The 24,061-nt window shown below is 68.0% G+C and carries 22 protein-coding genes and 1 pseudogene; 13 read left to right on the top strand and 10 right to left on the bottom strand.

The genetic code is table 11. The annotated features are described in order from the left end of the window. Window positions 1-186 precede the first annotated feature (186 nt). The 5 genes from ACZ4Z5_RS25185 (at window position 187) to ACZ4Z5_RS25165 (ending at window position 5,977) form a co-directional block, all read left to right on the top strand. On the top strand, window positions 187-1,047 hold the full coding sequence (locus tag ACZ4Z5_RS25185) for an adenine nucleotide alpha hydrolase family protein (protein ID WP_468266450.1): 861 nt from the start codon (window positions 187-189) through the stop codon (window positions 1,045-1,047). Continuing rightward, the gene (locus ACZ4Z5_RS25180; protein WP_468266448.1) at window positions 1,044-2,312 is read left to right on the top strand and encodes a DNA cytosine methyltransferase; all 1,269 of its coding nucleotides are present in this window, start codon (window positions 1,044-1,046) and stop codon (window positions 2,310-2,312) included. The genes ACZ4Z5_RS25185 and ACZ4Z5_RS25180 overlap by 4 nt, the downstream gene beginning before the upstream one ends. Next, window positions 2,312-3,475 carry a DnaB-like helicase N-terminal domain-containing protein gene (locus tag ACZ4Z5_RS25175; RefSeq protein WP_468266446.1) on the top strand — a complete coding sequence of 388 codons (1,164 nt, stop codon included), beginning with the start codon at window positions 2,312-2,314 and terminating at the stop codon, window positions 3,473-3,475. Before ACZ4Z5_RS25180 ends, ACZ4Z5_RS25175 begins: the two co-directional genes overlap by 1 nt. Before the next feature lie 62 nt (window positions 3,476-3,537). Then, entirely contained in the window at window positions 3,538-4,908 is a 1,371-nt protein-coding gene (locus ACZ4Z5_RS25170) for an SPDY domain-containing protein (protein WP_468266444.1), read from the top strand. Between the two features lie 229 nt (window positions 4,909-5,137). Next, window positions 5,138-5,977 (top strand): hypothetical protein, encoded by an 840-nt coding sequence (locus tag ACZ4Z5_RS25165; RefSeq protein WP_468266442.1) that lies wholly within the window; start codon window positions 5,138-5,140, stop codon window positions 5,975-5,977. Here ACZ4Z5_RS25165 and ACZ4Z5_RS25160 read toward each other — a convergent pair. The 4 genes and pseudogenes from ACZ4Z5_RS25160 to ACZ4Z5_RS25145 all read right to left on the bottom strand — a co-directional run bounded on the left by ACZ4Z5_RS25160 (window position 5,965) and on the right by ACZ4Z5_RS25145 (window position 8,078). After that, a complete protein-coding gene (locus ACZ4Z5_RS25160; protein WP_468266527.1) occupies window positions 5,965-6,315 on the bottom strand; it encodes a hypothetical protein in 351 nt (116 codons plus the stop codon). The two genes, ACZ4Z5_RS25165 and ACZ4Z5_RS25160, sit on opposite strands and share 13 nt — an antisense overlap. Window positions 6,316-6,402: 87 nt before the next feature. Continuing rightward, window positions 6,403-6,771, bottom strand: a pseudogene (locus ACZ4Z5_RS25155) (aldo/keto reductase); the annotation flags it as partial. Continuing rightward, window positions 6,681-7,892 (bottom strand): JmjC domain-containing protein, encoded by a 1,212-nt coding sequence (locus ACZ4Z5_RS25150; protein WP_468266440.1) that lies wholly within the window; start codon window positions 7,890-7,892, stop codon window positions 6,681-6,683. The gene ACZ4Z5_RS25150 and the pseudogene ACZ4Z5_RS25155, both read right to left, overlap by 91 nt. 9 nt (window positions 7,893-7,901) lie before the next feature. Continuing rightward, window positions 7,902-8,078, bottom strand: coding sequence for a hypothetical protein (locus tag ACZ4Z5_RS25145; RefSeq protein WP_171052823.1), 177 nt, complete (start codon window positions 8,076-8,078; stop codon window positions 7,902-7,904). Window positions 8,079-8,265: 187 nt separating this feature from the next. Between ACZ4Z5_RS25145 and ACZ4Z5_RS25140 the strand changes: the two genes are divergently transcribed. Next, the gene (locus ACZ4Z5_RS25140; protein WP_468266438.1) at window positions 8,266-9,780 is read left to right on the top strand and encodes a gamma-glutamyltransferase; all 1,515 of its coding nucleotides are present in this window, start codon (window positions 8,266-8,268) and stop codon (window positions 9,778-9,780) included. Window positions 9,781-10,254: 474 nt separating this feature from the next. Here ACZ4Z5_RS25140 and ACZ4Z5_RS25135 read toward each other — a convergent pair whose 3' ends face one another. The 4 genes from ACZ4Z5_RS25135 to ACZ4Z5_RS25120 form a co-directional block, all read right to left on the bottom strand. Beyond that, window positions 10,255-10,653, bottom strand: a complete 399-nt coding sequence (locus ACZ4Z5_RS25135) for an endonuclease domain-containing protein (protein WP_199800641.1) — start codon at window positions 10,651-10,653, stop codon at window positions 10,255-10,257. A 599-nt stretch (window positions 10,654-11,252) separates the two neighbouring features. Next, entirely contained in the window at window positions 11,253-14,333 is a 3,081-nt protein-coding gene (locus tag ACZ4Z5_RS25130) for an N-6 DNA methylase (RefSeq protein WP_468266435.1), read from the bottom strand. 270 nt (window positions 14,334-14,603) lie between these two features. Next, window positions 14,604-15,014, bottom strand: a complete 411-nt coding sequence (locus tag ACZ4Z5_RS25125) for an NUDIX hydrolase (RefSeq protein WP_468266433.1) — start codon at window positions 15,012-15,014, stop codon at window positions 14,604-14,606. Beyond that, window positions 15,014-15,673 carry an NUDIX hydrolase gene (locus ACZ4Z5_RS25120; protein ID WP_468266431.1) on the bottom strand — a complete coding sequence of 220 codons (660 nt, stop codon included), beginning with the start codon at window positions 15,671-15,673 and terminating at the stop codon, window positions 15,014-15,016. The genes ACZ4Z5_RS25125 and ACZ4Z5_RS25120 overlap by 1 nt, the downstream gene beginning before the upstream one ends. Before the next feature lie 406 nt (window positions 15,674-16,079). Here ACZ4Z5_RS25120 and ACZ4Z5_RS25115 point away from each other — a divergent pair, with 406 nt between their 5' ends. From ACZ4Z5_RS25115 to ACZ4Z5_RS25090, 6 genes are all read left to right on the top strand, one after another. Then, a complete protein-coding gene (locus ACZ4Z5_RS25115) occupies window positions 16,080-16,589 on the top strand; it encodes a nucleoside-diphosphate kinase (protein ID WP_468266429.1) in 510 nt (169 codons plus the stop codon). A gap of 80 nt (window positions 16,590-16,669) precedes the next feature. Continuing rightward, a complete protein-coding gene (locus ACZ4Z5_RS25110; protein WP_468266427.1) occupies window positions 16,670-16,969 on the top strand; it encodes a hypothetical protein in 300 nt (99 codons plus the stop codon). 158 nt (window positions 16,970-17,127) lie between these two features. Then, a complete protein-coding gene (locus tag ACZ4Z5_RS25105) occupies window positions 17,128-17,712 on the top strand; it encodes a CYTH domain-containing protein (RefSeq protein ID WP_468266425.1) in 585 nt (194 codons plus the stop codon). 39 nt (window positions 17,713-17,751) lie between these two features. Continuing rightward, window positions 17,752-18,516: a hypothetical protein gene (locus ACZ4Z5_RS25100; protein WP_468266423.1), complete on the top strand. Its 765-nt coding sequence runs from the start codon at window positions 17,752-17,754 to the stop codon at window positions 18,514-18,516. A 2-nt stretch (window positions 18,517-18,518) separates the two neighbouring features. Continuing rightward, the gene (locus ACZ4Z5_RS25095) at window positions 18,519-19,913 is read left to right on the top strand and encodes a hypothetical protein (RefSeq protein ID WP_468266421.1); all 1,395 of its coding nucleotides are present in this window, start codon (window positions 18,519-18,521) and stop codon (window positions 19,911-19,913) included. Between the two features lie 60 nt (window positions 19,914-19,973). After that, window positions 19,974-20,711: a class I SAM-dependent methyltransferase gene (locus tag ACZ4Z5_RS25090; protein WP_468266419.1), complete on the top strand. Its 738-nt coding sequence runs from the start codon at window positions 19,974-19,976 to the stop codon at window positions 20,709-20,711. Window positions 20,712-21,035: 324 nt separating this feature from the next. On the opposite strand, the gene ACZ4Z5_RS25085 is transcribed toward ACZ4Z5_RS25090, so the two are convergent. Together ACZ4Z5_RS25085 and ychF are read right to left on the bottom strand one after the other, a co-directional pair. Next, window positions 21,036-21,926: a DUF5655 domain-containing protein gene (locus ACZ4Z5_RS25085; protein WP_468266417.1), complete on the bottom strand. Its 891-nt coding sequence runs from the start codon at window positions 21,924-21,926 to the stop codon at window positions 21,036-21,038. Window positions 21,927-22,266: 340 nt separating this feature from the next. Then, complete coding sequence (ychF, locus tag ACZ4Z5_RS25080) at window positions 22,267-23,355, bottom strand: redox-regulated ATPase YchF (protein WP_468266415.1); 1,089 nt, start codon at window positions 23,353-23,355, stop codon at window positions 22,267-22,269. 191 nt (window positions 23,356-23,546) lie between these two features. On the opposite strand from ychF, the gene ACZ4Z5_RS25075 reads away from it, so the two are divergent. Next, complete coding sequence (locus ACZ4Z5_RS25075; RefSeq protein WP_468266413.1) at window positions 23,547-24,035, top strand: DUF6542 domain-containing protein; 489 nt, start codon at window positions 23,547-23,549, stop codon at window positions 24,033-24,035. Window positions 24,036-24,061 lie beyond the last annotated feature (26 nt).

Below are 24,061 nucleotides of genomic sequence, written 5' to 3'. Positions count from 1 at the left end.
GCCCCCGGCGACCTGCAGGCACGGGCCGCCGCTGGGTGATACCTCCGTTGCCCGCCCCGCCGAGCCCAGCGGCGACGCCAGTGCTCCGCACCCCCACCCCCGCCGTCTCACCCGACAGGAACCACCATTACCTCCAGCCCACAGTTCCGCGCCATATCCCTGGGCGCCGGCATTCAGTCCAGCACCATGCTCGCCCTCTCCGCCGAGGGCATCCTGCCCAAGGTCGATTACGCGATCTTCGCCGACACCGGCTGGGAACCAGCCGCTGTATACGCACACCTCGACCGACTGGAAAAGGAGATAGCCGAACCCGTCGGAATACCTGTCCTGCGAGTCTCCTCCGGTAACATCCGCAGCGACGCCCTCGACCCGCATCACCGATTCGCGTCGATGCCGCTCTACATCCTGAATAAGGACGGAAAGCAAGGCATGACCCGGCGGCAATGCACGGGCGAATATAAAATCAAGCCAATCAAGAAAAAGGTCCGCGAACTTCTCGGATACCCGCACCCCCAGCGCATTCCCAAGGGCATGTTCGTCCAGCAGTGGGTTGGCATCTCCACCGATGAATTCCACCGCGCCAAGGACGCCGACGTCCGGTACATGCGCAACCGGCATCCACTCCTCGACCTAGGCTGGTCGCGCAGTGACTGCGTCCGCTACCTCACCTCACTGGGCCTGGCGGACACGCCCAAATCGAGCTGTCTCGGCTGCCCCTTCCACGGAAATGCGCAGTGGCGGCACATCCGTGACAGCAGCCCGGATGAGTGGCGGGATGTCGTGGAGTTCGACGCCGCCATCCGGCAGGGAAATGCCCGCGCGAACAAGAGCGGCAACCCGCTGCTCGGGCAGGCGTTTCTCCACCGCTCCCGGGTGCCGCTGAGCGAGGCGCCGATCGACCACGTCACCGCAGCCGAGTGGGCCGCCCGCCAGCACGAGCTGGCCGACGCCAATGAACTGGAGCAGGGCGTGGTCGACGGCTGCTCTCCCTGGGCATGCCGCGGTGACGCCGAGCCGGTGCAGGACGACTTCGGGCTGGCTTCTTGATATTGGACCTTTTCGCGGGTCCGGGCGGGTGGAGTCACGCGCTGACCGTGCTCGGCGTACGGGACGTCGGCCTGGAGTGGGACGAATGGGCGTGCAAAACCCGTGCAGCCGCCGGGCAGTTGACGATCCGAGCCGACGTGGCGATGTATCCGGCATGGCCGTGGGTCGGCCGGACGCGGGGGTTGATCGCGTCTCCACCTTGTCAGGCTTGGTCGATGGCCGGTAAGCGCCTCGGACTGGTAGACCAGCCACTGGTGCACCAGGCGGTCGCCGACCTCGCCGCCGGACGCGACACCCGCGAGCAGCTCCTCGCCGCGTGCCGGGACGAGCGCTCGCTTCTGGCCGCCGAGCCCATGCGCTACCTCCACGCCTTGCACACGGCCGGCGAGCCGGAGTGGGTCGCCATGGAGGAAGTACCGGACGTCCTGCCACTGTGGAAGCAGTACGCGGCGATTCTGCGCCGCTGGGGATTCTCCGTCTGGACCGGCATCCTCAACGCCGCCGACTACGGCGTCCCGCAAACGCGGAAGCGGGCGATCCTGCTCGCTTCCCGGGTCCGCACCGCCGGGCCTCCCCCGCCGACGCACGCCCGGCTCCCGGAGCCCGAGTCGCTGTTCGGGCTGGGCCGCGCACGGTGGGTCTCCATGGCCGAGGCCCTCGGCTGGGGCGCGACCGACCGGCCCGTTCCCACTGTGTGCGCCGGCGGCGGCCCCGGCGGCGGACCGGAACCGTTCCCCTCCGGTTCACGCAAGACACTCTCCGACGCCCGCGACCGCGGCACCTGGACGCCCCGGCCGGACGGAATCGTCCTGCAGTCCCGCAGGGAAGGGGCCGGCTGGGCCGCCCGGCACGGCACACGCGACAACCGGCCCGCTGATGCCCCCGCCCCCACGTTCACGGCGGAAGCTCACCGCTGGTCCTGGTCTCTGCGTAGCAACAACCAGGCCAACGCCACCGTCCGGTCCATCGAGGAGCCGGCCGGGACGCTGTTCTTCGGCCACCGCGCGAACGAGTGCACCTGGATCGCCGAACCCCGCGCCGCCCAGCCGGACGCCGAGCGCCGGGCCACACCGGAGCCGATCCGGATCACCGCCCGAGAAGCGGGCCTGCTGCAGACCTTCCCCGCCGACTATCCCTGGGCCGGAAACAAGGGACAGCAGTTCTCCCAGATCGGCAACGCCGTACCTCCGTTGCTCGCCGGCCACCTCCTCGCCCCTCACCTCAACCGGCCCCTCAACCCCGACGACTTCACCCTGGCCGCCTAATGGCACACACCCCCGACCACGAGGACGACGACCTCGACCCGACCCCGCCGCCACAGCCCGTGTACTACGCCGAGCAAGCCCTCCTCGGCGCCCTCCTCCTCGAACCCCAGCGCCTCGGCGACGTACCCGGCATCGGTCCGGACGCGTTCTCCACCGCCGCGCACGCCGCTCTGTTCGCCGCGTTCCGCTCCCTGCCGGCCCCCGATCCGGCCCAGCACGCGCAGAACACCAAGTGGCTCAACCTGGTGCTCACCACCGCTCGCGAGCAGGCCCGCGGGCTGACCGCCTCCTACCTCCACACTCTGATCCAAGTCTGCCCCTGGCCCCGGCACGCGCCCGCGTACGCGAGGATGATCGAGGCAGAGCACGCCCGCCGCCGCCTGCGCGCCGGCGGCCAGCGCCTCGCGCAGACCGCGCGGGACACCTCGCTCCCGCACCCGGTCGCGACCACCCAAGCAGCAGCCGACTCCCTCGCCAGCGTCGTGGACGACCTCGCAGCCCGCTTCCCTTCGCACGCCGGCTCCCTGCCCCGCACCCCCCAACCCGCGCCGACCACCGCCCCGTACGACGTCGAAGAAGCAGTCGACGAGGAGCGGCTGCTGCTCGGCACCGCGACAGCGCACCCCACAGAGGTCGAACAGATGCGGTGGCTGACCCCGGACGACTTCACCCACCCCCTGCACACCGGGCTGTGGTACTGCCTGACCGCCCTGACCCGGCGCCGAGCGCCCGTCGACCCGGTCACCGTGCTGTGGGAAGCCCAGCACCGCGGCCTACTCACCACAGGCGTCGAACCCACAGATGTGCTCGACCTCCTCGGAAAACCGGCTGGCTGCCCGCAGCACTGGGGCGAACAGATCCTCCAGCGCGCCGTCCTCGCGACCGCGCACCACGTAGGCCGCCGCATCGAGGCGTTCACCGACGACCCGGCAACAACGCCGTACCAGCTCGTCATCGGCAGCCGCCGCGCGCTCGCCGACCTGTCTGCGGTACGCACCCGCTGGCAGCACGCCACCGCACCCGCACCCGCACCCGCACCCGCACCCGCACCCGCACCCGCACCCGCACCGGCAACGAAGCCTGCACGGCCCAGGGCAACGCCCCCACCCCGGGCCGGCCCGCCGCCTACCACGTCGCCGCCCGCTGCGCGCATCTCCCGCTGACCCCGAACCCGCCGGTGGCCGGACCCCACGGCCCGGCCACCGGCAGAAACGAGCACCCCTTCGTGCCGACACCCACCACCGACGCGCATGTCCGCCTCGACACCCACCCCATACACCCCAGCGCCATAACCGCCACGATCACCGGCCCCCGTCCCCACCTCGCACGCGCTCTGCTGACCGCCCACGGCTTCGAAGCCGTCAACGAGCGCACCCTGGTCATGGCCCGCATCGACCACGAGGAGCCCCACTGGGCCGAGAAGGCCGCCCAGGCAATGACAGCGGACGGAATCACCACCGAGATCAGCCCCCGGCTCCACGAGGCGATCGACGAGGAGTGGACCTGGGCCAACTATCCGATGCCCTGGTGCAGCCGCGAGGAGATGCGGGAGGTCTCCAACGAAGCCCAGAAGATCTACGACGACATCCGTCTCGGGCGCCTGATCATCCACGCTCATGCCGACGACAGCGGCACCGTGGTCGCTGTCGGCACCTACCCCGACAGCGGCAAGAGTGTCTACCTGCACGGCGAGAACCATCTGCGGCAGGTCGCCGACACCTTCGACTCGCCCGCCCGTGCCCTGGCAGCCTTCGAACGCCTCCACGGCGACACCATGCGCCCCGGCCCCGCACCGCTGACCGACACCGAGCGCCACGCCGCCGACGCCCGCACCACCCTCGGCACACCAGCCGCACACCCGGAGCCCGCCGTCCCGAAGCCGGAGATCGTACCCGCCTACGCCGCCGACCCCGGCGACCACGACTCCATCCTCGACCAGTTCCTCGCCGCACACGGCGACTGGGAGAAGTGGAGGACCTGGTCCGACGACACCACCCACGCGATCCACGAATCCCAGACACTGCGTATCGAGCGCGTCCACGAAGCCCACCCGCGCGAGACCGCCTGGACCGTGGCTGCGTACGAGTCCCCTGTCTCGGAGCGAATGTGGCACCTCACCGCGACCGCCTCCACTCCCGCGCCACTGCTCCAGACACTGCTGAAGCACCTGGCCGAGGGCGACGGCTGGGACACCGCCATCGGCGGCCCCATCAATGAGAAGACTGTTGCCGCCGCCACCAAGCCGCTCACCGACGCCGGCTGGGAACACACTGTCGACGGACGCTGGATCCGCTGGACCAACCTGACCGGGGACGCCGGCGTGCAGTTCGACGCCTTCGCCGCCCAGAAGGCGAATAGCCCCCTCGCCACCTGGACCGTCTGGGCGGGCCCCAGCATCGACCAGCCAACCTGGACCGTCACGGCGTCCCCGCACGCCCCGACTTCGCTGCTGGCCGACCTCACGGAGACCATCGCCCACGAAACCGGTACCCGCCGCGCCGATACCGCAACGCGCCCCCGCAGCGTGCATCTCCGAACCGCGCCACCAGCCAACCCCTCGACAGCGACCGGACCCCTGGTCAGCCGTCGTCTTTGAACCGGACACACCCGAGTCGTGCGCTGCTGCCGACCGGCAGCCGCCTTGCGCCCCGTGAGCCCGGTTTCCGTATCTGCCCTCGTTCGGGGCACGTCCTACCCAAGACCGGCCCTCACCCGCACACCGCCCAGAGGGGCAGCACGGGATCGATCTCCTCGTCAGTCACACTTGCTACGCCTTGCCCCGAATCTCCCTCGTAGCGCGGCTGTGACTTGGTACGTTCGGGCGCATGACACCGCGTTCAGTGGATCTGCGCAAAGAGCCCGTGGAAGCCGTGCTGGACCGTGTCGAACGGTCGCTTGGGGTGCGCCTGAGCCGGGAGGCTGCGGTACGTAAGCGCCGGTCTGTGGGCGCGCGTACGGACCGCAATACGTGGGTGCGGATCGAGCGTCGCGGACTCGATCGGATCGGGGTCCAGGGAGGGGACGGCACCGCGTCCGCCGAGGCCCTTCGCGGGATCGCGAAACCGGCCTGGCTCACAGGCGTCGCATGGCGGGACGACACAGAGCCGGTGATGTGGCGGGCGGACGAGACAGAGCTGCTGCCGGCGGCACCGGTAAGCAACGCCGTAGTGGCGGAGGATCCACAGCTGCCCGAGGAGTGGTGGAAGGCGCTGAACGCCACGCTGGATGCCTTGGCCACGCAGCACACCAACCGCATCGCGACACCAGACACTGAGACCCTCACGCAGGACCTGGTCAGCGGAACGATCCACAGCGTGTTCCCGGGCGTCGATACGACCGTGGCCGAATGGCGGCCGGCCCATGCAGATTTCAACTGGGCGAATATCACGGCGCCGGTGTTCTGCATGTTCGACTGGGAGGACTGGGGCATGGCCCCCCGCGGCCTGGACGCGGCCAGTCTGTGGGGGGCCTCCCTCGCCGTCCCGGCTCTGGCCGACCGCGTCCGCAGCGAGCGGCGTGAAGATCTGGAGAGCCAGGACGGCATGCTGATGACGCTGTTCGTCGCCGCGAAGATCCTCGGCCCTTACGCCGATCCCGAGGACCCCCGCCTGGTCCCCGCGCGGAAGACAGCGGAGCAGCTGCTGCAGGAACTTCAGTCAGACTGACGGGCTTTGAGGAGCTGCCGGTACTCCCGGACCACGTTCTCGTCGACCTCGTACGCCAGGGCCTCGGTCAGCTCCCGCAGATGGGCGACGTCGTCTGTGCCGACCGCGACCGCGTCGACCCGAGGGAGGCCGTACGAGGAACGGAAGGCAGCCTGGGTCTTCGTGGCGGACGGGGAGCCTCGCAGGAAGATCCTCGGATCGAAGCGTTCCCACACCGCCTCGGCCGTACTTCCGCCGAAGGGGCTCATGCCCCACACCTGCGACGGGCACCACCGCATCGCCAGGGCCTCGGCCGCTTCGAGGACGTCGACCCCGACCAGCAACCCCGCTCGGGCCATAAGGACATCAGGGCTTGGCACGTCGAAGTCCATGAGCGAGCGCGGATCCCAGGTCGAGACGCCCCAGGAACGGCAGAGCCCCGCCTGCGCTGCGTCGGCCAGGATCGTGCACGCCTGTTCCAGCGTCTCGGCGTCGGGTGCCGAGCGCTCTGGGTTGTGGAGAAATACCAGATCAGGCTCCCGCCCAAGATCCTTGATGGCTTGCTCGACGGCTACGCGGAGCCGGGCGGGAGCGAGGCTGTGCCCCTCGGGGAAATACCCGACCTTCGTGGAGACCGAGAATTTCGGCAGAAGATCGCCTGCCGTCGCCTTCAGGACCTCGTGGGAGCGATGACGCAGGTAGTTAGACGCGGTGTCGAGGCGTGTTACATCGAGGTCGACGGCTGCTTCGAGTAGGTCACGGGCGTGACCAGACCGGTGTAGCCCGAGGACGATAGTTCCGTCAGCGGTTCGCACAGCCCCTCCGTGATCAACAAGTCGGCCAAAGTGATGATGTCGTCGGGGGCACCCTCGAGGTAGATCGGGTGACCTGACAGGAGCGCACGCAAGCTCGGTTCTGCGCGCTCGTGGAAGGTCAGCCGCTTACCGCCACCGCACACTTGGACGGTGTCACCGGAGCGGAGGATGGAGGGCGCGAACTCGGTGACGGCCGCGACTCCGTCCGGCCGACCGAAGGCGGCCACGTGCGGCATGTGGCGTGCGGGTGGGGTGCTGGACCGCAGTTCGTCCAGGTACCGCTCTGGGCTGTAGGTGGCGGCCAGGGCGCTGAGCTTGTCCGTCAGCACCTGGTGTGCGGTGCCCTGGGCGCCCTCCAGGTCGTGACGGAACGCGTCGTCTGCGCGGGCGGCGTCAGAGAGGAAGTTGGCCCAGGTGACACCGGTCCGTTTGGTGAACCCGAACGTCACGTGCAGGGAGTGTCCACCACTCCCCGAGCCGAGGCGGGTCGCGGTGTGCCAGAAGCCTCGTGGGATGTGCATGACGTCCCCGGCCCGCATCGTGCCCTTCCACAGCACTTCCTCGGAGGGCGTGCGATTGCGTTCCGCGTCGCGGTACATCGGCGCCGGCCGCGAGGGACCGCGCACTTCCCACGACTTCTCGCCAGAAAGCTGCACGGCGATGACCTCGTGGTCATCCCAGTGCAGATGGAATCCGTCGGTGTCACCCACCGCGAGGTAGGCGTTGGCAGAGGTGAGTTCGCCGGACCACCAGCCCAGGGCCCGGCAGGCGACTTCCAGCGTCGGATCGAAGAAGTCCACGTGATCCAGGACCACGGTGCCGCCGTCGTTGAGAATTCGGCCGAGGGCCGCCATGTCGGCCTGGCTCACCGCCTGCCTGCGCCGGTTGACGTTGGTGGACAGGAACGTCGACGGGTGCACTTCCTCGCCCTCGGCATAACAGCGCAGCTGCGGATTGGCCAGATGGCGGCGCTTGATCAGGTCCAGCAGTCTGAGCGGAGTCAACAGCCGTGCGGGCAGCTCCGGGTCCGTGAGACGGGCGCGCGCGAACGCGGTCCCCACGGAACCCGGCCCGTCCCAGCCGAGAGCTTTCTCGATGTGGCTGACGAGCCGGTGCTCCATGGGTTCCCCTTACTCCTTCGGGAGGTTCAGGTCGCGGTTGTCGCCGTCATCTCCCGCGCTGTTCTGCGAGCTGGTGATGTCGGACCGCTCGGACTCGCTGCGGTCGTGGGCGGTCGCCAACTCCTCCACGGCGATCAGAAGCGCGGGGCTGGTCCCCGCCACCTGGGTGGATGCGCTCTCTGCCATCTCGTGCCCTCCTCTTCGACTTCTCCCGACCGGCTCCGGGCGAAGGACCTGAGTTAACCCGCCTCCACGGGATGGCAGTAGGGCGGGATTCGGACAGCGCCGCAGGGTGCCCCCCAGGAGGGCACAGGATTGATAGAGGGTGACTCAAGTTGGATTAACCCGGACGGCCGCTGCGACAGTGACCTGCGTGATTTCCGATGACGTGACCGACGCCCCACCCCTGGTCTACGCCGACAGCGTGGACATACCCGTGCTGTTCCGTGACGGGCCGGCCAAGCGACCATTCAAGCAATGGCGGACGGCGAAGCACCTGCCGTGGACCACGCCGGGAGCCTTTCCAGGCAAGGATGGCTGGTACGCGCCGACGACGACGTGGCGGGAGGTCGTCAAGGCAGCCACCGAGGTAGGCCGTGACGTCACGCCCTGGTTGCACCAGGCCCCGCGATTGGCACGAGGTGAACTGGTCGCCCGCGTCTCCCCTCTGTACGCCTACCTCGGCATCCACGACGTCACCCCGCGGCATCCGCTCCCCCACACGTCGGGCCGGCGCCTGACGGTCAACGCCGTCTACGAGCACGGCACCGAACGCTCCGCCAAGACCATGCTCGGCTACCGGCTGGGCATGACGATGGCGGAATGGGCATGCCGCTCGTTGATGGGGCTGGGCCAGACCTGGCACATCGAGGACGGCGGCCCGATACCGGCTCTGGAGAATGACTTCAAAGATCCCGTCCGCACGCTGCCGGACCTGTGGGGACTGCACGACGCAGAGAACGCGTACTGGCTGATCGAGGCCAAGGGCGGCAACGTCCGCAAGAACCGGCTCACCGAAGGGTGGGAGCAGCTCGAGGAAGGGACCAAGGTCCTCCACGCGTACGCTCACCGCCGCATCCTGTGCGGTGCCTCCGTCCAGCCGCAGGGCGACCTGTTCGTGACCATCGACCACGACCACCGCCCCGGACAGCCGGCGCTCCCAATCAAGGGGAAGACCGCTCCAACGCCCAGCAGCCCCGAGGACCACCTCGGAGAGAGCGACGACGCCCTTCTGGCAACCGCTCGCACACAGATGCTGGCCTACCTCGCCCTGCGCTCCGCACCCACTTCCCAGCTCCGGACTGTCGCCTTGCCCGCGGACCGCGCCACCCGCCGCCGGCGCGCCGACGGACTGACCACACCGCTGGAGCGCGACGAGATGACCCGAGGCATGCGCGCAGCCGTTCGCGCCGAATCACCATCGGACGACGAGCAGGCCCGCCGCAACATCACCCGGGCGATCGGCCTGGACGATTTCCTCACCTACCGCATCCCCGGCACCGAATTGCGCCTGGGCATGTCCCGTCGTCTGTTCGCCGCCTGCGACCAACTCCACTCCGAGGACCAGGACATCGCGGCGCGCACGCCCGGCCTTCGCGCCGAGGACCAGCGCACCGCCGAGGAGCCCGCCGACGAAGAGGTCGAGGAGCAGCGCCGTCGCACCCAGCGGCGTGTCTTTCGCGAAGCGCAGGAGGAGGAACGCGAGCTCATCCAGGAACGCCTCCGCGACGCCTACGAAGACGGCGCCGGCCGCCAGTGGCGAGACCTCCTGCCCGGTCAGGCAGAACCGAGCCTCGACCTCGACGACCACCCCGACCTACTGGAGGCCGCGACCCCGGAGACCTACCTCGCGCTGCGCCGAGACGACCTGCCGCACCACCGCCGCTGACGGAGACACCCCATCCCTGTGACCACACTGCTCGTCCTCGCCAAGTCACCCGTCGCCGGCCAGGTCAAGACCCGGCTGACACCGCCCTTCACCCTGGCCGAGGCACGAACGAGATGGCGCCGCGAGCTACGGCAAGCGAAACTCCTGGCAGGCCGCCCTGTATCGAGCTCTGGCCGCATCCCCGTGGTGCGTGAAGTCCGGATACCTGAACGAGTGGGACGCCTGAGCATTCTCACCAGCCGCACAGAGTGGATCACCCTCAAGGCCCCGGTCACCAGGAGTTCGCTGCCGTGAGCACCGTCCCCCTGTGTCACAGGCGGGTCGCGGCGTGGCATCGCTGCATCTGCCCGGGTGAAGAGGCGAAGCGTCGGTGCCAGCGGCGCGCCGTGCGGCTGCGCCGAGCCGCGCGGTGGCCTGACTCCTCAGCTGGCAGAGAGCGCCGCCCGACAGCGATCACAGCACCATGCCGTTCGGTCATCCTCCCTGGATCGCCGAGCCTTCCACCTCGGCGACGAGTTGGACGAGACGACGACGCACCGGCTTCCCGTACTGGAGGTGCAATCCGAGGATCAGCGCCGGCGGCATCGTCCGGTATCTGAACCACCGGGGATGGCGGGGCGGTGCGATTCCCTCGGCGTTGTTGCACTGGGTGCATAGGAGGCCGCGGACGAGGCCAGTCTCATGGCAGTGGTCGACCACTGCGTCGGAGTGAAACGCGTGTCCGCACCCGGCACAGCGGCCCGCTTGCCAGGCAACAAGCAGTTCGACGGGGTCCTCGTCGGGCAAGGGCACAGCTCTTGGGTACGGCCAGGAGTGGCAGGCGGGTGGCTGGGCGGCCCTGAGTCTCTGTTCTGTCTGCTGCTCTACCGTCATATGGACGCATCCGCCGGAGACGTCGCGGAGATACGCATGCGGGTAGTCGATGGTGTCTTGCCATTCCTCGTCGTTGAGGTGACGCGCACATCCGGCAAGGCCAGGCAGCGGCCATGACTGGCATCGTCGGATTCCGTCGCTCAAGGGCCGGCCACACCGGCCCTCGTCAGGCAGCCCAGCTGCTCGTCGCTCGTGTCTGATCCTTGCGACCAGAGCGAGATGGCGGGCTCGCTCCGGCGTCATCTTCGGCTCACGAGGGGGCGGGACCGTAATACGTGAACTCATGCGGGCGACTCCTGGGTCGGCGGCAATGGCGCGAATCTCATCCCACCACTCACCACTGACAACGGGTCCACAGCCGCTCACGGGCCGTGAAGCATAGGCCGCGGCTGCTGGTGATCACCGGCGGGCCAGAGCGGGGAAGCAGAGCCCGAGGTCGCCAGTTGGCCAATCTGCGGATTGATGTTCCACCACCACTTGACACGCCCTTCTGACCGAGGCGGTGCCGTGGCCGACCCTGCGCCCGCCGGTAGACCGCCGGCCCACTTCCCCGGTGATAACGCCGAGGAAGTGGGCCGTTCGGAGGGCGGGGCTGCTTCTTAGCCGAGCAGTTCGGTGACCATCAGGTCCAGTTCCTCGGCATCGGGGGAACTGAAAAGGAAGTCACGCAGGGTGCGGCGGATCTGGATGTAACTCTTGCCATCCTCGAACTTCAGCTCCGCGATCCGCTGGGCCTCCGCCTCACCGATCTCCGCGATTCGTGCATGCTTGGGGTCGGCCGGGTCGAAGTCTGGGATGGGCAGCTCCCACACGGCCTTGTCGATGTCCCGCTCGTCCTTGCCGTAGGACATGAGGGGGCGCACAGCTTCGGTGGTGTACGGCGAGTTGAGTACCGCCAGCATGTACATGCCCTCCTGCCGGGTGGCGACGGTTCCCCAGTACAACTTGTGCTCGATGATTGCGTTCGGATCGTCCACCAGCGCCGCCGTGACGTACATGCCGGATGCTCCGTAAACCACACGCAGCGGCGCGCCGGGTAGCTGTTCGGTCAACCCTTTGCGGAAGTCAAGCCTTTCGGCCAGGGAGAGACGTCCGCTGGAGCGGTTGTCATCCCAGAGCCGTTCCGCGTCGCGCCACCATTTCGCCAGGTCGGGGTAACGGTCGAGGTGGTCGTGCTCACCGTCCATGAGGGTTTTCGTTCCCTCAATGGGCAGGACGGCCTTGTCGGCACCCAAGATTCGGTAGGGGACGACGTGCTCGCCAAGCAGAACGGGCCGGACGAATTGCTTCTCGACCGATCCCTCCAGATCGGGAAGGTCCTTCCAGGGCTTCTTCTCCAGAGTGCTGCGCCGAGAGCGGACTGCGACGCGACCTCCTCCCAGGCCAAGAGGGCTGGCCGCCTGCTCCTCTACGAAGAAGAAGACCTTGGGGAAGATAGTCGCCCCATTCATGAATCGCTCCCGGTAGGGGGAACTGATCAGCCCCTCCTTGGGGTAGCGCAGTTCACCCGCCTTCCGGGTAATCCAGCCCTTAGCGCGTTCCCAGTGAGCGGCATTCTTCGGGATCTTCCCAGTCCAGACCTCGGTCTTCCGAGGCAGCGCCACGGCGCTGTTGCCCTGCTGCCCGATTCTGAGGGTGCGGCGCTTGCCGAAAACGACGGCGGCAGCGCGGGGGAAGAAGTGCGGACGCAGTCGGCGCAGGTCCCAGGAGCCGGTGAAGCCAACCTTAACGGGGTGGTCGGGGTCGGTCCATTCCCCACTGCGGAAACCTGTCCAGTAGGGGCGGTCCAGGACCGGGTTCGGGACGACGAAGGCGAAGGAGCCGTCCTCGCGCAGGTACTGCTGGACGGCGCGGGCGATGAACAGGCCGGAAAGGTCCTGGTGGGTGGCGACCTCGAAGCCCTTCCACAGGCCGCGTGCCTGCATCATGTCCTTGAAGGTCTTCTGCATGTGCCCCGGCATGTGCCGGTAGGAGAGCCAGGGCGGGTTGCCGACGAGGACGTCGACGCGGTTCTCGGCGCGCGAGAGCCACATGGGTCGGGCGAGGTTGCGGACATAGTAGGACCAGATGTGGTTGCGGTCCTCGTCGACCAGCTCACACAGGACACGGAAGTTCTCCGCAAGTTCTTCCTGGTCGTCCTTGTCGGCGACGCCGTGCCGGTTGAAGACGGCGGTGAGGGAGGGCAGCTTGCCCTTGGTTCGGTGCGGGTCGGCTGCCTTGTCGGCGAGTTCGTTGACGATCGCGTCAAAGCGGCTGGCGTCCTGCACCAGCGTTTCTGAGAAGCGTAGCTCGTTGGCGAAGAGCTGGTTGCCGGTGCCGGTCTGGATGACGAGATGGCCGTGGTCGATGAGGTCAGTGCGCTGGTCCCACTGGAGGCTGTCGCCCAGATAGACGGGGACGCTTATCGGACCGCGCTCTTCGGAGGTCAGGGTCTCGCGTCCGATGGCGAGGAGGTAGGTGACGCGGGCCAGTGCCACGGCGACAGGGTGGAGGTCGATGCCGGCAACATGGTCGTGCAGGCTGTCCAGTGCCTCACGCAGGGGCAGTCCGGCATCCTTTGCGGCGGTCAGGTAGCGCCGGACGCCGTGGAAGAGGAACGTGCCGGAACCGCACGACGGGTCCATGATCCGCTGGTTGAGCGAGTCGGGGACGGCCTCGATCACCGTCGCTTCCGCCAGCCAGTCCGGGGTGTAGTACTCCCCCTGTTTCTTACGCGTCTCCGTGGAGATCACCGACTCGTACAAAACCTTCAGGACGTCGTGCTCGACCCTCGACCAGTCGAAGCCTGCGAGCCGACGAGCCAAGTCTTGGACGAAGCCCTCGCCACCCTCGGTCTCCAGTGGCCAGCCGAAGAAATCTGACTCAACCACACCCGAGATTCGCGCCTGTGCGAACAGCTGACCGTAGACCAGCGAGGCGGGTGCCGTGTCCTTCACGTCGATGCCCATCACGGCGTGGGCGATGATCGAGGCTGTGTTCACCAGGAGCGTGTGCTCGATGAACAGGTCGTCGCTGTTCTCGAACTGGGCGCCCAGGGCGCTGCGCAGCAGCCGTGCCCACAGATCGCGCTTCAGTTGGACAGTCGGCTGGTTCTTATTCTCCTCGTACAGCGCCGTAAGGATCGTCTTGTCGATGGAGTGGGCGACGCTGTCCGCTCCGAGGCGGGTCGCGATGGCGTCCGGTGTGGGTGCGGCTCCCTCGGACGTCGCCAGGACGCCTTCGAGCCACCGGACCAGGTCCAGCGCCTTGACGTTGCGCTCCCGCACGTCGAAGCGGTTCACTTCGTTCAGCTCGTCGCGGACCAGTGTGTAGGCCCGCCAGTCAGCGCCGTCGGTGAGGATGCCGACGTGCCGCCGTTCGCGCTGCTCAGTTCGGGCCCGCACGTACTTCGTCAGTTGCACAACCGCCTCGTTGCGGGCCTTCGGGCGGCTGATGTCCTTCTTGACCTCGATGACGGTCGCGCCCATCTCGATGTCGATGCGGTGGCCGGTGCCGTTACCCACCTGGGCTTCCAGCACGGGGGTCAGGAGATCCTGCTCGCCAAGGTTGAGGTCCGCTTCGAGCAGGAACTGGCGGATGTCGGCCTGCAGTGTCGCTTCGGCGCGTGCGGCCTTGCGCTCGACGACCCGCTTGAACACGAGGTCGAGCGCCGTAGGCGAAGGAGGGGCAGACAGCGTCACAGCGGGGGCTCCAGGTACATCAAGGCTTATGAGAGACACTATGGGACCCCGGGGTCCCGAGGACCATTGTCGTGCAGGCAGTACGTGTCGGCACAGTCCTTGCCGGGCAGAGCCGTGGTGCACCGGGTACCACCCCGCCGATGGCCCCCACCGGACGCTCTGACCTCGGAGAGAACGACGCGATGGTCAGTCCCGCCACTCCAGCCCCGGCCCCGACGACATCGCACTCACTCGAGATCACGAGACCGTCCCCTTTCGAGACGGGACTGCTCAGGCAGTCATGGCTGCGTCGAGATACTTCTGCACCGGCTCGAACAACCCGTACGGCACGTACCGCGGGATCTCGCCATGGGCGACCCAAGCGAGCTCGGCCAACTCCTCGGTGTCCGCGACATGGGCGGTGCCGCCCATAACCTCGCAGGCCGTGTACGACATCAGCCGGCCTGTCTTCGGATGGACCCGCTCGCCGAGCAGCCTCACAGCGGCCACGTCCAAGCCAGTCTCCTCCTGGGTCTCCCTCACAGCGGCGTCCTCACGCGCTTCCCCGGGCTCCACTTCACCGGCCGGAAACTGCCAGGAGAGCTGCCCCTCGCTGACCCGGCGGCGGACCATGAGCACGCGCCCCTCGTGGACGACGATGGCCGCGGCGATGCCCGGTCGTTCCTCCGCGTTCTGCTGCATCACGTCTGCTCCTCCAGGACAGCCAGGATGGGTGGGAAGATCGTATCGACGGGGATGAAGCGCGGCACCGCGTTTCTGGGGACCCACATGACGTCGATGTTCTCCGCCGCGTCGCTGTTGATGGCCTCGCCCGCGAGGTACTCGCAGAGGAAGTATTCGCACAGCACGCCGGTTACGGGGTGGAGGCGGTTCCCGAGGTGCTGCCGGACCGCGCAGTGGACACCGGTCTCGTCCAAGGTCTCCCGCACGGTGGTCGTCTCCGCCTTGCCTCCCGGCTTGATGACCCCAGCCGGGAACTGCCACGTGATTCCAGCAGCGTCGTCGTCCCGCCGGCACACCAGCAGGACATCGCTGTCGCGGACCACCACCGCGATAGCCACCCGAAGGGGCTGCGCGCCCGGTGGCATCGAGTCCGCTGGGGACCGTTCCTTCGCCAGCAGAAGCGCGAAGCGCTGTCGTGCAGCCGGAGGAGCCTGCTCGTAAGCCGTGTCGAGTAGCTGCTGCATCTCCCTGCGAGGCACGACGGACGCGTCGGAGTGCCAGGTGGCCACGGTCCTCACGGCGATGCCCAGGAGGGTGGCGAACTGTTCGTTGCCGAGCCGTAGGGCGGACTGCAGCAGGCAGGCGTACCGGCCGCTCCAGCGCTCGATCACCTCCACAAGACTGCCCCCTCGTCGCTGCTCCGGTGCAGGAACCCGTGCGCCGAAAGTGCACCCCCACTGCACTGGCGCTTCATGGTCGCGCGAGAAGAGCCCCGGAAGAATCGGAGTCACCAGGGGCCAAGGAACCACCCGCCGACGGCTCAGTCCCTTGGAGACACATCAGAGGCGCGAAGGCGCCAGACGACCACACGGAGATTCTAGGTGCAGACCTCCATCGCATAGCGGCGACAAAGAAGTTGGCCGAATCGGGCCTCGCGTCAACTGCGCGTCGGCACCATTGCCGGCGTTCACCCGTCCGTGGCATTGCCCGCGCGCCCGGACCGCCCTGCCAGCGCCGGTAACCTCAGCAGGTGACGGCTGATCGTCCGTCATGTTCGGTTGCTAGCAAGGCGAAAGGAAGTCAATGCCCGAGGTTCAGGCACACACTGTCGAGCGCACGCTCGTCCTGCTCAAGCCCGATGCGCTGGCGCGTGGCCTGGCGGGAAGGATCATCACGCGATTTGAGGACGCCGCGCTGAAGATCGTCGGCACGAAGATGAAGTGGATGGACGAGGAGTTCACCCGCCAGCACTACTTCGACCTTGAGGAACGGCTGGGTTCGGAGGTCTACAACGTCACGTCGACGTTCATGCAGCAGGGGCCGGTTATCGCTCTGGTGCTGGAGGGCTTCGACGCCATCGCCACGGTCCGCAAGATCGTCGGCAGCACGTACCCGAACGAGGCCCCGGCCGGCACAGTGCGGGGCGATTTCTCGCACTACAGCGCCGCGGCCAGCATCGCCTCTGGCAAGGCGGTCGCGAACCTTGTGCACGCCTCCGGCAACGCGGAGGAGGCCAAGCAGGAGGTGGAGCTGTGGTTCGGCAAGGACGAGCTGCAGGACTACAAGACCCTGGCCGAAATCTATACGTACTAGCAGCGGGTCACGGCGTCACCACGTGGACGCCGTCGCGTTGATCACCACTGGGGCACGACCGTATGAACCGAGAGGGCACCATGACCAACCAGACCCGCCTGGCCTCCACCGAGGAACTGGAGTCGATCTTCCAGCGTGAGCTGGCGACCGACCGGTGGGCGGCCACCGAGACCGCGTACGCCCTGGCAGTGCGCCACCGCGACCTGGGCGACTGGCCCGCGTCGCGTGAGTGGGCCGACCAGTGCCTGCGTCTGCTGGAGGGCTTCCCAAGCGAGACGGAGGAGCAGGTCGCCACCGGCCGGACATCGGTAGGAGGCATTCAGCTGCCGACCTACCTGCACTCGGGTGTCGTCCAGGAGCGCTTCGGCACCCTCGGCTGACACCCACAGATTCACCGGCGTGATGCGGCCGGCACCCCCATCGGCCGCGTCACCCCGCGTTCGACCACCAACCCCATAGCGATCGCCCGACCGGACAGCCCCCGCACGGCAGGGTTCGGCTGGCTTCGCCATGCCTGAAACGAGGAGGCGTCAGCCCCGTGGCCGTCGAGATCGAGATGCGCGCCCGCTTCACCAAGGAGGTCCACGACCAGCTCGTCACCCGCCTGAAGGCGGACGGGGAGGACCTGGGCCCCGACGACAAACACATCTACTTCTACGTGCTCCCCGACCAGCTCCTGAAGGTCACCGACAACACCGCCGCCGGCACCGCCAAGATCACCCTGAAGGGGAGCAAGATCGGGCAGGGGGCGGCCTTCGCGGAGACCGAGTTCGCCATCGCACCCGCCGACGTTCCTGGCGCGGTGAAGGTGTTCAACGCCCTCGGGTTCGAGTCGGTGATGCATGAGGCGTTCAACTTCCGTCACAACTTCCGCTTCGACGGCGTCGAGATCGCGGTCAAGTGGAGTGAGGCGTGGGGCTATCACGCAGAGTTCGAGGTGCTGCTGGAGGACGGCGCCCCGGACGCCACCCGCGCCGAGGCCGAGGCCAAGATCACGGACGTCGCCACGGCGCTCGGGGTGACCTTGATGACGGAGCAGGAGCTGGCCGACTTCACGGCCGCCTTCGAGGCCGCAGAGAAGGAGCGCAAGGAGCGCGAACAGCAGGCCGCACCGATCCGGTAAGGAACATCACCGCGGAGACCACCAAGGGGGTGGGCACGAATGAGCACGACCCCGTTGACCGCAAGTCTGATCGACCTTGCTGCCCGAGGGCAGCTCCCGCTCCACCAACACATGGACCACCCCACCATCGAGTGGATCAGCGACAACCGGCCCGACCTCCCGTCAGCGCCGCAGCCGGCCTTGCGCCCGCAGTCGAAGAAGCTGCTCACGCACGGCGGACTGCCCACCCGGTGGTGGGCCGACCCCCGCCTGTACACCTCGCTCCACGGCGTCCGGCACGCCATGAGGACGGCGGCGCTCGCCGCCGTCCTCGCCGAGGCAAACTGCCTCGACGACGCCGACACCGCCACGGCCGTCCTCGCCGCCGCCGTACACGACTGCCAGCGGCGCCACGATAAGGACGACCGCGGACATGGCGCTCGCGCGGCCATCTGGCTCGCCGCGAACGCCGACACCGTCTGGGGCCACTTCGGCCTCACCGCCACGCCACGGCGGATCGTGCAGGCGGCCACCGCCGTCCGCCTGCACGACGTCCCCTACGAGACGTTCACCGCAGACGACAGGACCGACCACGCCCGGGCCGAGCGCATCACCGATGTGGTCAAGGCCGCCGACGCCCTGGACCGCTACCGCATGCCGAAGCTGAAGTGGTGGCCGGACTCCCGGTACGTCCGCGAACCCGCCTTCGACCATCTGCGCGGCCTCGCCTTCGACCTGGTCCTCATCTCCGAACGGGCCTACCTCGCCGGGGCCAGCGGCACCGCGGCCGTCCGCTACGCGCTCGCCGAGAAGGGCCTGGTCTGACCATGGACTTCCTCGACGCCTACCACCTGTGGGCCGACGCCCACGCCTTCTTCGACTCCACCCTCATTCCCAGCCCCTCCGACCACACCGACCCGCTCGCTGCCCAGGCTGCGAACTGGGAACGACGACTCGCCGAGGAGACCCCGAACGGCCACCTGCTGCGGCAGAACGCCCTCTTCGAGGCCCTGAGTGGAAACGGCAAGCTGCACCTCCTGCACGTCACCCACGCCCTGGAGGAGATCAGCCGACAGGGAGTGCTCTACCCGTCGGGCGGCTGCCTCGTCGGGAGCATCTACTGCGCGCCGGTCACCGCGACCGACCAGGGTTTCCGCATGCACAACCTCGGCGCCTACGTCCTGACCAAGGAAGCGCCGGCCTTCCTGGCCAAGCTCGGCGTCACCGATCGCGTCCCCGCCCCGCTGATCTTCGAGATCGACACCCCGCCGCAGGCGTATCGCGGTCTCGCCGGCGTGGACTACCTGCGGCTGGGCCTCATTCACCTGCAGATCTACAGCCATCTCGAATACCTGCTGAGCAAGAACGAGCGGCACCAGCTGCGCGAGACCGTCGTCAGCCGGGTCAAGAACTCGGCCGCGTTCCTCGCCACCGCTGCCGCTCTCGCCTACCAGGGCACCCAGGTCGACGCCGAACCGTTCCTCAGGCTGCTCGACGAGACGATCCCCCGCCTGCCGATCCTGGGCTACCTGTACTTCGAAGCGGTCGCCGAGTACCTGATGCTCCACTCGACGTCTGACCACACCCGGCGCCTTGCCGAGCTCGGCGAGCTGAACAACTGGCTGTACAAGGAGATGCTGTTCGCCTCCTTCCCCGCCATGGCCGGCAAGTTCGACCTGGCGAGGTTCCGTCCCCGTCCGAAGCAGCTGGCCGCGCTCATCCACCGAGTCGACCCGACCATCGACACCAGCCACGCGAGCGCTTACCTGGTCGAGCGGATCAGCTACCTCGTCGCCGCCCGCCTCTTAGCGCCTGGCGACGCCCCCGAAGCCTGGCACCACACGCGCTGGGAATTCGACTCCCTGGCCACCCAGCTCGGACCGCTCCTCGGCCACCTCATCCACCGAGAACTCCGCACCTTCGGCCGCTACCCCGACTTCTACTTCTACTTCGACCAGCACAAGGCATTGCAAGCCTGGAACTACTGGAACCACATGGACATCGTCGCCCCGTTCAACGGCACGATGCCCAAGGGCGAGATCGGCATCAACCCGGCCTACCCCAACCTCGACTACCGCGTCTGGCGCGCCGAGCAGGACGACGCCGGCCACCTCCACCCGGCCGAAGAGCTCTCGCTGACCATCGCCCCGCGCCTGGTGGACATCAAGTACACCCTCATGCGCAACAACCAGTGGACCGCCCCCACGCCCAGCGTCGCCTGATCCACCGCCGCCTCTCGCGGCACACCCCACCCGAGCAACCTCACACGCAGGAGATCCGTGATGAGTCCCTCCGGCATGCCCTCCGTCGACCTCCTCGGCGAGCAGATCGCCTCCGTCCTCGCCGACCCGGCCACCACCCACGGCCTCGCCCGCACCCTCCGGGCCGCCGCCAAGGAGATCGACCTCCACCGCTACCACCACTCCAGCCGGCGTGCCTGGCCCAACGGCCGGATCGACGACAAGCCCGCCAAGGTCCAGATCGGCGGCGGGGCCCACCGCATCGACGGCTTCTTCAACATCGACCTCGTCCCGCCAGCCGACCTCCTCTGGGACATCCGCGAGGGCATCCCCCTCCACGACGACAGCACCGACGAGATCTTCTCCGAGCACTTCCTGGAGCACATCGACTACCCGCGCTCGGCCAAGCACTACGTCCGCGAGGCCCACCGCGTCCTCGTGCCGGGCGGCCGGGTCATCACCGGCGTCCCCGACGCCGCCTTCGCCATGAGCCAGTACCCCGGCCCGCTGGACGCCACCGACGAGACGATCGAGCGCTGGTACGCCAGGCGCGACTGCCGCAGCGACATCAACACGCGGCTCGACCTCATCAACCTCGTCTTCCGCGACCAGGACGACGACCCCACGTACACCCCGCACCTGTGGGCCTACGACCACGAGAAGCTCGTCCAGCTCTTCACCGAGGCCGGCTTCACCACCGTCGAGCCCTGGACCTTCGACCCCGCCATGGCCAACCCGAAGCGCCGCTGGGGCAGCGTCTACGTCATCGCGACGAAATAACACCCCATCAAGGGTCCCGGCGCGTCCACGTGCGCCAACACTGTGCGCCACGAAGGGGCACTGGCCTGCGACAGCGACTACGTACCGGTAGACAGCTCCCCAGGCACAGAACCGGGTATGGGGCTCGGGGGTCCGTCACCTGCTCGGCACCTGAGCGCCTCCGAGGGAAGCGGCAACATAGCGGCTGATCGCCGGTTAGCCAAACCGGCGATCCCGCGCACCATTGATAGTCCACCGCCACGACCTGCCCGTACATCGAAAGGCACCACCCAGACGACCACAGACCAAACGCGAAGCGCTCATGGCCAAGGTGCCGTCAAGCGATCACGCCGCTGCGTAGCTCGCCCTGAACAGAGCCTGTGCACGCTCCACGTCCCTCGGCGTGCGGAGCTGTACCTCCAAGTCGCCCGTCCCGTGATGCCCGAGCCCGGACACGTCCCGGGTGAACCCGGGAACGAGGTCGACGTCCTTCGGGTCGACCTTCAGGTAGACGAGGATCTTGCTCCGCTGAGGCGGACAGACGCAGGCGAAATTTCGCAGACGCTGATACGCCCGGTACTGCTTGCGCTCAACGCAGTTCACGCCGTCCCCGAGACCGAGCAATGCTTCGTCGACCGCGTTCGCCAGCTCGACCATCGACGCCCCCTTGACGTCGACTGCCGCCCGTGCGACCGCCTGTCGGCGCGCCCGCCGGGCGACCGGTGTCCCGCCGCTCACGGACGCCACGGTCTCAAGCCCGAGCAGGTCGCAGCCGAAGAGTCGGTAGCGGACCAGGTCGATCGACCTCCGGTGCTCGCGTACGGCGTGCACGTCGTAGCGCGTGAAGTCTCCAGCGATACAGATCAGGCGCGGTCCGCTCCACAACACCTGGGCCGCAGCCGTAGCCCCGAGCCGGTCGCGGACCAGGTGCTCGAACTCGCGGCGGTGGTCCATCAACCACGAGAGGTAAAACAGGCCCTGGTTGATGACGCCGGCGTCGACACCCCGCTTGTACTCGACGATGACCGGCGACCCGTTCTCGTCCAAGCCGAGCGAGTCGATCCGGCCCCCGTGAACCGACCCTGTGCTGTACTCGCTCGCCATGAAACGGACGCCCAGCAGCGTCTCCATGTGAGCCTCGACGAGGCCCTGCACATCCGCCTCTACCTCAGCAAGACGCGGCGTGACCTCGGTCACGCCGCTTTTCGTCGTGTGGAACAGCTTCAGGCCCGACACCTTCCCCTCCTCGATTCGGAGATCGACAACGTCGGGCAGGTGCGGATTTGTTTCCGCGAGGGCCTTCGGAGCCGTGAAGAAAGTGTGAGCGCGGGTGGGTCGACGGTACCCGCTCCCCCTCTTGCCGAGGTGTGGCCCACGAGCCAGCACGGGAGTGTCACCGGCATCCCAGCACGATCCCAGCACGGTAGGGGTGAGCAGGGGTGATGACGGGTGACGATGGGTCAGATTTCCCAGCACCATCCCAGCACGGGAAAAAGCTAGGGGCCCGACGCCGAAGAGTCGGACCCCTTCTGACCTGCATGTTTGCCAGATCAGCGATGTGGTGGTACGTCACCCACTACACGTTGAAGCGGAACTCCACAACGTCCCCGTCCTGCATGACGTAGTCCTTGCCCTCCATGCGGGCCTTGCCCGCGGCGCGGGCGTCGGCGACCGAGCCGGTGGCGACCAGGTCGACGAAGTGGATGACCTCGGCCTTGATGAAGCCCTTCTGGAAGTCGGTGTGGATGACACCGGCCGCCTCGGGGGCCGTGGCGCCCTTCTTGATGGTCCAGGCGCGGGACTCCTTGGGGCCTGCCGTGAGGTAGGTCTGGAGGCCCAGCGTCTCGAAGCCGACGCGGGCGAGAGTGGCGAGGCCGGGCTCGTCCTGGCCGACGGACTGGAGGAGTTCGAGGGCCTCGTCGTCGTCGAGCTCGGCGAGGTCGGCCTCCAGCTTGGCGTTCAGGAAGATCGCCTCGGCCGGGGCGACCAGGGCGCGCTGCTCGTCCTTGAAGGCCTCGTCGGTCAGCTCCTCCTCGTCGACGTTGAAGACGTAGAGGAAGGGCTTGGTGGTGAGGAGGTGCAGGTCGTGGAGGATCGCGGCCTTCTCGGTGCCCTGGACGATGCCGGCGGAGAAGAGGGTGTCGCCCTTCTCCAGGATGGCCTTGGCCTCCTCGACCGCGGCGACCTTCGGCTGGACGTCCTTCTTGATCCGCGCCTCCTTCGCCAGGCGCGGCAGCACCTTCTCGATGGTCTGGAGGTCGGCGAGGATCAGCTCGGTGTTGATCGTCTCGATGTCGTCCTTGGGCGAGACCTTGCCGTCCACGTGGACGACGTTCTCGTCCTTGAAGGCGCGGATGACCTGGCAGATCGCGTCGGACTCACGGATGTTCGCCAGGAACTTGTTGCCCAGGCCCTCACCCTCGCTGGCGCCGCGCACGATGCCGGCGATGTCGACGAAGTCGACGGTCGCGGGAAGGATCCGCTGCGAGCCGAAGACCTCGGCGAGCTTGGCCAGGCGCGGGTCCGGGACGCCGACCACGCCGACGTTCGGCTCGATGGTGGCGAACGGGTAGTTGGCCGCCAGTACGTCGTTCTTGGTCAGGGCGTTGAACAGGGTCGACTTGCCGACATTCGGCAGGCCGACGATTCCGATCGTGAGCGACACGTTGGCGACTTCCCGTAGCGAGAGGGGTAGGGGACGGGCCCGTGGGACCGCGAGCGGCAGGGGCCGATCCCCCAGTTTACGGGCGCGGCCCGGTGACATCGCGGCCACGTGCCATCGAACTCATCGCCAAGCTCACACAAAGGGCGTGTCCAACGCCTGATAACGCCCTCCCCGCGACCTACGTTGGTCGGGTGGAGCAATACAGGACGCGCACCCAGCAGCCCTCCGCCGCCGTATACCGCGTCGAGACGCGTCCCGCGCGGCCGACGCCCCCCGTCGTGGTGGCGCTGCGCAGGATGCCCCGTCCCCGCCTGACCGGCCTGGGCGCGGGGCTGTTCGCGTCCATGACGATGCTGCTCCTGGGCTGCCTGGACTCGCTCCTGCTGGGCGGGGAGCCGATCGTCTACGGCCTGCTGTTCCTGCCCGTCAGCGCGCTGACCGCGCTGTGGGTGCGGCCCGCGGACCTGGTCACCGCGCCGATCGGCGTGCCGATCGCGTTCGCCGTCGGCGCGGTACCGATCGCCGGCGGTACGGAAGGGGTCGGCGCCCGGGTCATGGCCGTCGTGACCACGCTCGCCCTGCACGCCGGCTGGCTCTACGGCGGCACGCTCATCGCCGGGCTGATCGTCACCGTACGGAAGGTCCGGCTGATGCAGCGCCGCCGCGCCCGGCTGCGGTAGGCACGTTCGGGCGCAGCCGCAGGTCG

Source organism: Streptomyces sp. NPDC030222 (assembly GCF_055573115.1).
This window is presented reverse-complemented; position numbering and strand designations above follow the sequence as displayed.